General features: G+C 74.3%; 5 protein-coding genes. All 5 read left to right on the top strand.

Annotated elements, in window-relative coordinates; all coding sequences use genetic code 11:
- The first annotated feature begins 19 nt into the window (after positions 1–19).
- Positions 20–916: a DUF4132 domain-containing protein gene (locus QSK32_RS36245; RefSeq protein WP_285474472.1), complete on the top strand. Its 897-nt coding sequence runs from the start codon at positions 20–22 to the stop codon at positions 914–916.
- Positions 909–5,729 carry a hypothetical protein gene (locus tag QSK32_RS36240; RefSeq protein WP_285474471.1) on the top strand — a complete coding sequence of 1,607 codons (4,821 nt, stop codon included), beginning with the start codon at positions 909–911 and terminating at the stop codon, positions 5,727–5,729. The genes QSK32_RS36245 and QSK32_RS36240 overlap by 8 nt, the downstream gene beginning before the upstream one ends.
- A 64-nt stretch (positions 5,730–5,793) precedes the next feature.
- Positions 5,794–6,918 carry an ATP-binding protein gene (locus QSK32_RS36235; protein ID WP_045743990.1) on the top strand — a complete coding sequence of 375 codons (1,125 nt, stop codon included), beginning with the start codon at positions 5,794–5,796 and terminating at the stop codon, positions 6,916–6,918.
- A complete protein-coding gene (locus tag QSK32_RS36230) occupies positions 6,911–10,453 on the top strand; it encodes a DUF5682 family protein (protein ID WP_285474470.1) in 3,543 nt (1,180 codons plus the stop codon). Before QSK32_RS36235 ends, QSK32_RS36230 begins: the two co-directional genes overlap by 8 nt.
- The gene (locus QSK32_RS36225) at positions 10,450–12,345 is read left to right on the top strand and encodes a hypothetical protein (RefSeq protein ID WP_285474469.1); all 1,896 of its coding nucleotides are present in this window, start codon (positions 10,450–10,452) and stop codon (positions 12,343–12,345) included. Before QSK32_RS36230 ends, QSK32_RS36225 begins: the two co-directional genes overlap by 4 nt.
- Positions 12,346–12,452 lie beyond the last annotated feature (107 nt).

Below are 12,452 nucleotides of genomic sequence, written 5' to 3'. Positions count from 1 at the left end.
GTCGGACCCCGGTGGCAGCATGCGCCTCACGTTTCTCGGCGAGGGGATGGCGATGGGCTGGGTGCCGGCGGGGGCCGACTACGAGATAAGCGTCGACGGGGGCAGAGTCGTCGCGCGCACCGCGCAGGGCAAGGCGCTCAAGAGCCTGCCCAAGGCGTTGAAGGACCATGAGGCGGTGACCGGCCTGCGGCAGCTGGTCGAGTGGCTGCGCCGGCACGAGGCGACCTGCCGGGCCGAGGCCGAGCGGTGGATGATCCGCTCGCTGCCGGTCCCGACGGCGGTCATCGCCCAGGTCTGGGCGGACGAGTCGTGGCGGGCGCTGCTGCGCGACGTGGTGATCGTGCCGGTGGACGACGCCGGCGGCTGGGACGTGGCGTCCGCCGGGCTGCTGCGCGACGCCGACGGCTCCGGCCTGGGCGTCGTCGACCTGGACGGCGAGTCGGCCCGGATCACCGCGGCCAGTGTCGCGATCCCCCACCCGGTGCTGCTGCCCGACCTGGAGGACCTGCGCGAGTTCGCCGGCGACCTCGGTGTGGAGCAGGGCATGCTGCAGCTCTTCCGCGAGGTGTGGCACCGGCCGGCCGACGATGCCGGGCGCCGGTCCGAGCTGGCCCGCTACACCGGGGCGCGGTACAAGGAGCTGCGGCACGCGCAGTCGCGGGCGGTCTCCGCGGGCTACCGGGTGCAGGGCGGCACGGCCGTCTGCCGGGTCTGGGAGGCGGGCGACACGATCGTCGCGTCGGTGTGGATCGGTGAGGGCGACCCTTCCGAGGAGACCGAGGTCGGCGAGTTGTCCTTCGCCGACGTGGCCGGTGAGTCCGTGGCCGCGGCCGCGGTGCCGCCGGTGGCCTGGTCCGAGGGGCTGCGGATGGCCGCCCTGCTGCACAGCGGTGGAGTGGAGCGCGACGATGAGTGAGACCCTGCTGGAGGCCGGCGCGATTCTTCCCGGCACGGCGGAGGGCGCCGCCCTCGACACGATGACCGCCCGCACCTACCGTCATCCGGCGCTCGCGGGGCGCACGGTGGTCCGGCTGGTCGGCGCCACCGTCGGCCCGGCCGAGGACCTGACGATGGAGTTCCTCGGGTTCCAGGCGGGTGAGCCGGTGACCGTCGGGCACGCCCGGCGGCAGGCGCTGGGGTTCCCGGCGTGGGCGCTGGTCCACGACCCGGCCAACGGGCGCCACGCGCTCGCCCTGGTCAAGGAGATGGAGAAACTCGCCCGGGTGGCCCGTAGCAAACCGGGCAACGCCAAGGAGGGTTACGACGCGCTGGCCGACCGGCTCGGCGCGGCCGCCCCGGCGTTCCTGCCGACCTTCTGGGAGCAGGCCGGGCGGGCGTTCCTGGCCGCCGACAACCAGCGGATGGCCGGCACCTGCTTCACCGCGGCGCGCCGGGCCGAGCAGGTCCACGGGCTGGCCGTCGACGAGGACCGGCTGCGGGACGTGCATCTGGAGTTCGCGTTCGCCGGGGCGCTGACCGCGGCGATGCTCGCGGAGTACTCCCGGGGTGTGGCGGTGCGACGGCCGGCCCTGGAGGCGTACGAGTTGGTTCGCACGCTCGCGGTGCGACGGGTCGCGGGTGGTCTGGCGCCGCACGTATCGATGGCCGCCGACCTGGCCCGGCTGGCCAAGACGGCCGGTCTCGACCCCGAGGAGCAGACCGACGAGGTGCTCGCCCGGCTGCTGACCTACCCGGCCATGGCCCGGTCACATCCGTCGGTGTGGAAGGCGTACCGCAAGGCGCTGGTCCGGCTCGGTGCGACGGACACCGGAATCCGCGAACGGCTCCTCGCGATCATCCCGGATCCGCCGGGCTGGGACGTCGACGTCACCGACCAGTGGCTGGAGTTGCTGGAGGCCACCGGGGCGACCGAGATCCTGACCACCTCGTCCGGGACCGCCGCCCACTGGCTGGAGCGTTTCCTCGCCGGCCGCTGGTCGATGGGCCGGTCCGCCCGCAAGCGCAACGCCGGTCTGCTGGCGCTGATCGAGCGGATGCTGCCCGCGCTGGCTCGGCAGGACACCATCACCATCGCGCCGTATCCCGGCGGTGCCGACCTCGACATCCTGGACCTCTGCCTGTCCGGCGGGGTCCGCGCAGGGTTCTCCCGCGGTCTCGGCGACGGGCCCCTCGACGTCGCCGAGTGGGCCGAGGACGACCGGCCCGGCCGCCGGGAGCTGTCCGCCATCGCGGACGACCCGGTGCTCGCCCCGATGCTGGCCACCGGGGTGCGCCGGGCGATCCTGCGCCTGCGCGACGGGGTGTTCCTGACCAGTCCGGCGCTGCCCGAGCAGACGATCCGGCAGGCGTTCGGGGCAGACGGCGTACGGCGGGCGTTGGTCGCGCTGGTCACCGCCACCGCCCGGACGGCCGGGAACGGCACGGTCGCCAGCCTCCACCAGGACCTGATCGACCTGGCCCCGCTCTGGTCGCCGACCGGGATGGCGCTCGCCCCCGAAGCGTTTCGGCTGCTGTCCGCGATCGATCTGGACGCGCTGCTCGCCCGGACGCTGCGGGCCGGTGTGCTCGACGAGCTGGCCTGGCCGGCTTACGAGTCGGCGGTGCAACAGCTGAGGAGCATCACCATCGGCGAGTCGTGGCCGGAGCTGGTGGTGCACGACGACCGGACGGCGTTCGTGATCGAGCCGGACGGCACGGTCACCGAACACGTGTTCCGCCTCCCGCCGGCCGGTGACCCGCTGGCCCCGGCACGCCACTCACACGCGTACTGCCGGTACGTCGACGGCGACCTGTTCGTGGGCTGGCACGCGCCGCAGGCGAACCCCGGCTACTGGTCGTCGCGGCCGGACGAGATCGTCGAAGGCGTCGTCCCGGCCAACGCGGTCGGCTGGGGCGTCACCCCGGAACCGCTGCCGGTGCCCGGCGGTGGGCTGAGCACCGGCGTCCGGCCGCTGCACCCGGGTGACACCCGGGGCCCCGCCGACGCCTACCTGCTGGCCGGCGACGGCGAGGCGTTCTGGCGGTGCGAATGGGTGTCCGCCGGCGACGGTCCGCCGGCGTGGCGGTGGCGCGAGTTCGATCCGCGGACCGGGGAGGTGGGCCGGGTCAGTGTCCCGGCGTTCTTCGCCGCCGCCAGGGGCGAGCTCCTCCCGCAGGCGTGCCGGCTGCGGCCCACCCCGGCCGCGTTCGCCGGATCACCGCTGGGCTGGGCGGACGGCCTCGCCGGGTGGCGCACGACGATAGCCGCCGACGGGTCGCAGACCGGTGACGGCGTGGACGGCCGGCGGGTCGTCCTCCCGTCCGCCGGCCCGGACCGGCTCGGACAGCACGGCCGGGGCGGGCACCTGCTCGCCGGGGCGCTGCGGCTGCCGGGATCGCAGGAGTTCCTGCCGGTGAGCCGGGTGAGCAGCTACCGCCACGACGACCTGCACGTGTGGACGGCCGACGGTATGTTCCAGCTCGCCCGGCGCGGTGACGCCACCAGTCTGCTGCCGCCGCTGGCCTGGCTGCACGCGGCCCGGGCGCGCGACGAGGCCGGTTCTACGGTGCTGCGCGGGCTCGACACCGTGCGGGCGGCGAAACTGCTCGCCGCGACCCCCTCCGCCGGCGAGACGGTTCCCGTCGTCGCCACCGGGGTGACCCTGTCTCCGGTCACCGGTCTCATCAGCACGGCCATCCAGCCCGGCGGTACCGACCCCGGCGCCGCGGCCCGGCGAGCCGCTGCTGTCGCCGCCGTGGCCGAGCTTCTCCCGGAGGTCGGTGACGCGACCCTGCGCGGCGGGATCGCCACGGTCGTCGCGACCGCGGCACGCCTGCGGGCCCGGCTCGCCACCGTCACCGGGCTGCTGTCCGGCCCGGCCGGCGCCGTACGGGCCACGCCGGAGATCACCGACGGCGCGCTGACGAAAGCGTGGGCCGGGCTCGGCGACGTCTCCCACTACTACAGCGGGAGCGCCGATCTCTCCCACCGGGTCATCGAGCAGATCAGCCGGGTCGGCGCGCTGTTCGGTCCGGCCGGCGGGCCGGACCATGAGGCGCTCCCGGACACCGACGAGGGCTGGCCGCTGCTGCTCACCGGCCTCGGCGCGGTGGCGCTGCGGGCGGCGTCACCGGTCACCCCGGCGGAGGACCGGGACGCGCTGGCCGTCTTCCTCGACACCGTGGCCGGCACCCCGCTCGCCGGTGCGGGCACGCCGATCCGGCTGATCGAGGTGACCCAACCGCATCAGGAGGGCCGCACCGTCCGGGTGCACCGCGACGGCGACCAGGTCAGCGTCCTCTTCCCACCCGGATACGGCTCATACTGGTCGTCGAAGACCTGGCGGCGCGCGGTCCTGCAGTCCGCACCCGGCGGGACGTTCACCCTGCCGCCGGAGACCCTGCTGGAGACCGAGTCAGGCCCCGGCACCCGGCTGTCCGGTGACCGGGTCGCCGCGTTCACCACCCTGCTGCGCGAACGCGGCCCGGCGCCGTGGCGCCCCGAGGCGGCCGAAGCCCTGGCCGCGGCGACCGGGATGACCCGGCCCGAGGCGGCACTGCTGCTGGCCGGTCTGCCCGGGATCGCCACCTGGCAGGCGACCTTCCTGACCGCCGAGCAGCGCGCGGTCCTCGGCCTCACCGCGCAGCAGGCCAAGGTGGGGCGGGCCGGGCTGCAACCGCTGACCGGGCAGGAACGGATCGCCCTGCTCGACGCGGCGATGCCCACCGACCCGGCCGCCCTGTGGGAACACGGGCCGGACGTGGCGGCGGTCGCCGAGGTGTGGATCCGGATCCGCGGGCGGCGGGTGACCGTGCCGGAATCCCTGGTCGGCGAACTGGCCCGAGTGGTGGGCGGCGCTCACGCCGCCGAGGTGCTCCGGGTGATCGTGGCACCGTCGGCCGGTGACTGGCTGACCACCGACGGCCGCAGCAGATCCGAGGGCTACTGGAACCTGACCACCACCGCGGACGAGGGCGTCCCGTTCAGCAGCGAGTGGGCTCGGCGCCTCGCGGTCGCCCTGCCGTGGCTGGCATATCACCTGCCCTGGGGCGACCCCGTCCGGGCCACGCTGCCCGAGGCGCTGCGGCTCACCCGGGCCCGGCTGGCCAACCCGCTCCTGCTCACCGGATCCGGGATGCACCGGCTGGACTCGCGGCCGGACGCCGGGCCCGCCCTGGTCGACGGGAACTACACCGGCCTCCCCGACCACGGCATCCACCACGTCGCCCCGGCGAAACTGAGCGGGCCGGACGACCCGGCGCTCGGCTTCATCGACGACGAGTACGGCGACGCGTTGCGGGTGCTGCTCGCAGGCTGGCTCGAAGGGGTGCTGACCACCCCGGAAGGCGCCACCGGCGAGCCGCACAACCCACGGGTCAGCGTGCCGGGCCTGGTGGCCGCGGTCGACACGCGGGTGGGCTGTGGTGCGGACGCGGCGGCGTACTATCTGCAGCTCCTCGCCCTGCCGGACCCGACCGACAAGGCTGTACAAGCGTGGAACGGCTGGAAACCGGCGCAGCTGCGCAAGGCCCGCGAGGCGCTGATCACGGCCGGCGTGGTGGTGACCGCCAAGCGGGAACGTGCGGGACGCCCGGTGTTCCTGCCCGGTGGCTGGGTTCCGGCGAAAGCGCCGTCCCTGCCGGTGGAGACCTGGAAGCAGTCACTGTACGTGTGGGCGAACGGTCACCGGATCGTCCCGCGGACGCTGCCCGGCCTCTTCGCCGCCGCCTGGTCCCGGGTCGAGTCCGGTGACGTCCCTCGCTACCACGAACTGGAGGCCAAGCCGTGACCGCCGCCTGGTCCCGGGTCGAATCCGGTGACGTCCCCCGCTACCACGAACTGGAGCCCACGCTGTGACCGCCGCCGTCCGTCAGATCGACCCGCCGGAGCACCGGTTCGCCGACGAACTCGCCTTCCTGGCCGGCGCCGACGCCGGGCGCCGCCCACCGGGCTGGCGGATGACCCCGCGGAACGTGGTCACCTTCGTCGCCGGGTCGGCCGGGGTGCCGGTCGACGGGCCCGGCGGCCGACGGGTGATCGCGCCGAAGTTCGTCGGGGAACGCGCCCTGGTCGAACGCTGCGTGGTCACCCTGGCCGGCGAGCGCGGACTACTGCTCGTCGGCGAACCGGGCACGGCCAAGTCGATGCTGTCCGAGCTGCTGTCCGCGGCGATCTGCGGGACCAGTGCGCTGGCCGTGCAGGGCACCGCCGGGACCAGCGAGGACCAGCTGCGGTACGGGTGGAACTACGCGCTGCTGCTGGCTGCCGGCCCGTCCGAGGAGTCCCTGGTGCCGTCGCCGGTGCTGACCGCGATGCGCGACGGCGCGGTGGCCCGGGTCGAGGAGATCACCCGGTGTCTGCCGGAGGTGCAGGACGCCCTGGTGTCGATCATGTCGGAGCGCCGTGTCAGCGTGCCGGAGCTGGCCGGGCGGGACGGGGCGGTCAGCTACGCCGCGCCCGGGTTCTGCCTGATCGCCACGGCGAACCTGCGCGACCGCGGGGTGTCCGAGATGTCGGCGGCGCTCAAACGGCGGTTCAACTTCGAGGTGGTGCCGCCGATCGCCGACTTCGACGCCGAGGTCGCCCTGGTGACCCGTCAGGCGAAAGCCTCGGTGGAACGCGGCGGGGCGGACTTCGCGGTCGACGAAGCGGTGCTGGACACGCTGGTCACGGCGTTCCGGGACCTGCGGACCGGGCGCAGCGCCGAAGGCTGGGAGGTGGAACGGCCGTCGTCGGTGATGAGCACCGCGGAGGCGGTGGCGGTGGCCGCGTCGATCGGGTTGTCGGCGGCCTACCTTCCCGGCCCGGATCCGCTGTCGCTGCTGCCGGGGCACCTGCTCGGTGTGGTGCGCAAGGACGATCCGGCGGATGCGGAACGGTTGCTGGCTTACTGGGACGGGGCTCTGCGGCGGCGGGCCGAAGCGGGGGCGCGGATGTGGCGGCAGCTCTGGGAACACCGGGACGTGCTGCGTGACTGAACCGCGTGATCAGGCGGACGTCCCTGAACCGCGCGATCCGCTGGGCGCGACTGAACCGCGCGATCATGTGGACCGGCTCGCGGGTGACCCGCGGGTCCACCTGATCGGGGTCCGGCACCACTCGCCGGTGCTGGCGGCGGCGATGCCGGCGATCCTGACCGCGTTCCGGCCGGAGACGGTGCTGGTGGAGTTGCCGGCCGAGATGCAGCCGTGGGTGCGGTGGCTGGCCGCCGAGGGCACGGTCACGCCGGTGGCGCTGGCGGCTGACGGGGCGTTCTACCCGTTCGCGGACTTCAGTCCGGAGTTGGCGGCGGTTCGGTGGGCGCGGGAGCACGGCGTGCCGGTGGACTGCTGCGACCTGCCGATGGTCGATCCGGCTTGGAGGTCGCGGGAGCCTGCCGTCATCTCCGCCGGTCCGGGTCTTGTTCCGGGCGGTCCGGGTGGTGTTCCGCGCGGTCCGGGTCTTGATGCCGGCAGGCCCGGACTCGATTCCGGCGAGCCTGGGCTTGATTCCGGCGAGCCTGGGCTTGATTCCGGCGGGCCCGGGCTTGGGGAGATCGTTCGGGCATCGTTGACCGGGCGGGACGGTGACGAGTTGTGGGACCGGTGGATCGAGGCGGGTGCTCCGGGCAGTTCGCCCGAGGCGGTACGCCGGGCCGCGCTGGCCGCCGGATGGGCGCTACGGCACGACGCCGGGCGGCACGGGATCGACCCACTCGACCTGCGCCGGGAGGCGTGGATGCGCGGGCGGATCGCCGCCGCCACCGGACGGGTGGCCGTGGTGGTGGGCGCGTTCCACGCCCCGGCACTGCTGGACGGGGATGTCCTGGTCGACGCCGTCGGCGGGGAGGCGCCGGTGGTGTCGCTGGTGCCGTACACGTTCGACCTGCTGGACTCGCGGTCCGGCTATCCGGCGGGCATCCGGGATCCGCGCTGGCAGCAGGCGGTCTACGAGAACGGCGCCGACCCGGAACGGATCCGCCTGGCCACCCACACGATCGCCGTGGAGGTGACCCGGGAACTCCGCAACCGGGGCTGGCCGGCCGGTCCGGGTGAGGCCGCGGAGGTGGCCCGGCTCGCCGGTGACCTGGCCGCACTCCGGTCGCTGCCGGCGCCGAGCCGCGGCGAACTCGTCGAAGCGCTGCAGAGTGTGCTCGCCCAGGGTGCGCCGGCCGGGGTGGGCCGCGGCGTCGCCCGGGCCATGGAGAACGTCCTGGTCGGACAGCGGCGCGGCCGGGTCGCTGCGGGCACACCGATCGGCGGGCTGACGCCGGCGGTCGAGAAGGAGCTGCAGCGGCTGAAGCTGCCCGGCCCGGGCAAGGCGGCGCAGCGGATCCGGCTCGACCCGCTGCGCTCCCCCACCGACCGGGCCCGCGAACTGGCGATCCGGCGGCTCGAGGTGTGCGGCGCGGCCTACGGGGACGCCGGCGAGACGGGGCCGGCCGTCGGCGGCGAGACACTGACCACGACGTGGCGGGTGCAGTGGACGCCGCCGGTGGACGCGGCGCTCGCGGTGGCCGGGGCACACGGCGTCACCCTCGAACAGGCCGCCGCCGGGATGCTGGCCACCCGCCGCCGCCGGGAACACCGGGCCGGCGGACCGACCGCGGAACAGGCCCTGACCGGACTGGCCCGGAGCGCGGCGTGCGGGCTCGGCGCCGCGGTTCAGGACCGTCTCTCCGATGTACGCCGTGCCGTCACCCACGACGGGACGGTCGAACACATCGTCACCGCCCTCGGACTCGTGCGCCGGATCGGACGCGGTCACCATCCGGGGCTGGTCGAACCGGTGGCGGGTGCTGACGGCGTACTCGAGGAGATGCGTGCCGCGGCAGTGGCCGCGGTCTCCGGTCTGGCCGGGTCGCAGCGGGTCGAGGACGCCCGTGCTCTTCATGATCTCGTGCGGGACGCCGACGAGGCCGGGCAGGTGATCCGTCTCGGACATGCGGTACGGGAGCTGGCCACCAACGGGTCGCCGCTGATGCGCGGGGCCGCGGCGGCGCTCGGGGTGCAGCTCGGACAGGTGGAACCCGGGGAGTTCGGGCAGCTGCTGGCCTCGTGGGCGGGGATGGACTCCGGTGACCGGCTGCGCGGGGCACTCAGCGTCGCGGGGGCGATGCTGCAGGCCGGCGGGGAGGTGCTGGAACCGCTGCTGGCGGCGGTGGAACGGATGGCGGACGACGATTTCGTGCGCCGGCTGCCCGGGTTGCGGGACGGGTTCGACGTGCTGAGCCCGGCCGACCGGGACCGGCTCCTCGCCACCGTGCGGGAACGGCACGGCGGGTTCGAGGACCGGCTGGTGGCGGATCCGGTGGTGCTGGCGGGATGGCTGGCGGCGGACCGGGCCGGGATGGCGGCGGTGCGGGCGCTCGGACTCGTACCCGAAGGCGGTGTGGTGTCGCCCTTGACGGCGGCCGGGGACGTCGTCGCGGCGGGGGATCTTTCGGCGGTGCAGCGATGGCGGCTTCTGCTCGGGCGGGAGAAGGAGCAGCTCAGCGGCGGGCAGCAGCGGCTGGCTACGGCGCTCGACGAGCTCTACGGGACCGGGCGCGGCGAAGGCTCCCACACGGTGGACCGGGGTGGTGGCGGGACCGAGGCGCCCTATCCGCGGGTACGGGACTGGCTGACCGACCTGGAGGCACTGTTCGGCAGCGACGTCCGCGACGAGGTGATCGCGCGGGCCGCCGAACGGGGACGGGTGGACGCGATCCTCGCCGCCGACCCGGAACGGGTCCGGCCGTCGGTGGACCTGCTGCACGCGGTGCTGTCCCTGGCCGGCGGGCTGCCCGAGGCACGACTGGCCAAACTGCGGCCGCTCGTCGCCCGGCTCACCCGGGACCTCACCCGGCAACTGGCCCGGCGGATCCGCCCGGCACTGACCGGGATCGGCACACCCCGGACCACCCGGCGACGCACGGCACGGCTCGATCTGGCCGCCACGGTACGCCGCAACCTGCACACGGTGCGCGCCGGCGACGACGGGCGGCCCCGGATCGTGCCGGAACGACCGGTGTTCCGCAGCCCGGGCCGGCGCAGCGTCGACTGGCAGGTGATCCTGCTCGTCGACGTGTCCGGGTCGATGGAGGAGTCGACGATCTGGGCCGCGATGACCGCGTCGGTGCTGGCCGGGGTGCCGTCGCTGCGTACCCACTTCGTCACGTTCTCCACCGAGGTCGTCGACCTCACCGACCGCGTCGACGACCCGCTCGCCCTCCTGCTGGGGATCAGCGTGGGCGGGGGGACGCACATCGCGGCCGGCATGCGGTACGCGCGGCAGATCACGCTCGTCCCGGCCCGCACCCTGGTCGTCACGATCAGCGACTTCGAGGAGGGGTTCCCGATCGGCGATCTGCTCGGATCGGTACGCGCCCTGGTGGACGACGGCGTCAACCTGCTGGGTTGCGCGAGCCTCGACGACCGGGGTGCGCCCCGGTACAGCACCGGCGTGGCATCGCAGCTGGTCGGGGCGGGGATGCCGGTGGCGGCGCTGAGCCCGCTGGAACTGGCGCGCTGGATCGGGGAGAAGGTCCGATGACAGGTTTACCCCCGGTGGAGGCGGAAGTGACGGCGGCTGCGGTGGCGGCACTGCCCGCACGGCTGCAGCGGCGGCTCGACACGGTGGTGGAGCAGGTCGCGGGGTGGACGGTCGCGGTGGACGGGGATGTCGTCACGGTGCGGCCGGATGAGCAGACGGTGGTGACGCTTCGGCTGCCGGTGGTTTCGGAGGCTGCGGTGGTGTGCAGTTGCCTGCTGGCGCCTCGGTGTCTGCATCGGGCGGCGGTGCTCAGTGCGGCGCCGGTCCAGGACGGTTCTCTCTCCGGTGGTGTGGAGGAGAGGGACGGCGGTGTGGGCGGCAGTGCCGGGCTGATCAGTTCCGGGCAGGCGGATGCTGCCGGGGCTTTGTGGGAGGTGGCTTCCGGAGTGCTCAGCTCCGGGATTCCCGGCGCGGGGGCGGTGGCCCAGGCCGAACTGCTGCGGGCCGTGCACCGGGCACGTGGGGTGGGGCTGCATGCTGCGGCGGCTACTGCGGTGCAGGTGGTGGAGCATCTGCGGGCGGCTCGGCGGGACGATCCGGGGTACCGGCTGGAGGAGTTGACCGCGGCTGTCCGGGAACTACTGACCGCCTGCCATCGGCTGGGACGGGGCGATCCGGGGGCGGTCGGAGTGGCCCGGCGGGATTATGAGGCGGTCGGGGATCTGCGCCTCTACGGGCTGTTCTGCGAGCCGGTGCGGGCGGCCACCGGGCATGCGGGGACGGTGACCTACCTGGCGGACGCGCAGGGGCGGATCTGGGTGGTGTCCGACGTCAAACCGGTCGTCCCGGGCAGCCCGCAGCCGTCGGCACGAACCGCAGTCGACCTCGGTGAGGTGCGCTCGACCCATCACGAACTGGCACGCGGCGGCCTGCGCGCGGTCAACGCCCACGCCTCCGCGGCGGGACGGCTCAGCCATGGCAGGGCCCGGCAGGCGGTGGCCGCTCCGGGTGCGGGCTGGTTCGCCGACCCCCTCAACCACCTCTGGCCGGCGACTGCTGCGCGGGGGTCCGGGGTTCACTCGGCCACGGCGGAGGACGCGGGTGGGACCGGGCTCGGGGCGCAGGTGGGGCGGTGGCTCGACGGGGCGGCGCTGCCGGGACACGAGCAGCGGGCGGGGCATGACCTCGCCTTCCTTGACGGGACCGTCGTGGGGGCTGATCGTCGAGGGCTGCTGGTGGGGGTCGATGCCGGCTTCACGGTGGTGGTGATTCCGGCACAGGAGGACCGGTCACTGCCGTATGTGACCAACCTTCGGCAGCTGGCAGCCAACGCGGTGGGGCGCACGATCCGGCTGGTCGGACGGTTTTCCGGGGCCCGGCGGGTGGCGGGGCTGGCCTTCGCCGCTCCGTGGCTGGCGAACCGGCACGGCGGGCACGTCGACCTCGGCACGGTGACACTGACCCGAGCGGACTTCCACTCCAGCGCGTCCGACGGCCTGCATACGGCTGACACCGTCATGGCTGACGTCGAGTCGGCTACAGCCGACGTGCACGCGACTGATGTGCCCTCGGGTGCCGGGCATCAGAGCGGCGATCCTGCGAACCATGTGCGCGCGGTCGGTGTCGAGGGAAGCGGGGACGTGGTCGGGCCGCCGATTCACCTGTTGCGGCATCACCTGGAGCGGGTGGTGGCCGGCGGCCGGACGGCGTTGTCGGCCGGGGTCGCGGCTGATGTCCGGCGGCTCGGGGCTGCTCAGCTCGGTGGGGCGGCCGCGATGCTGGGTGAACTGGGGGCGGCGGGAGTCCGGCGCACTCGGGACGTCTTCGGACGGCTTGACCCGCACGACACTCGGATGCTGGCTCGGGCGTGGTTGGCGGCTTCGGTCTACGAGCAGGCCGCCGTCCGCGAGAGCATGCGAACAGCCTGGTCTGACATCGGGCAGCGCGGATAGCCCCGACGCCCACAGCCAGATCCGCGATCTTGGACGGGTGACCACAGCCGGGTGTGGTCACCCGTCCAAGATCGTTATGGGTGGATCGCCCTCAGCGGAGGACGGCG

Source organism: Actinoplanes sp. NBRC 101535, from assembly GCF_030269225.1.
GTDB classification, from domain to species: domain Bacteria; phylum Actinomycetota; class Actinomycetes; order Mycobacteriales; family Micromonosporaceae; genus Actinoplanes; species Actinoplanes rectilineatus.
Note: the sequence above shows the minus strand (reverse complement) of the source record. Positions and strands in the feature narration are given on the sequence as shown.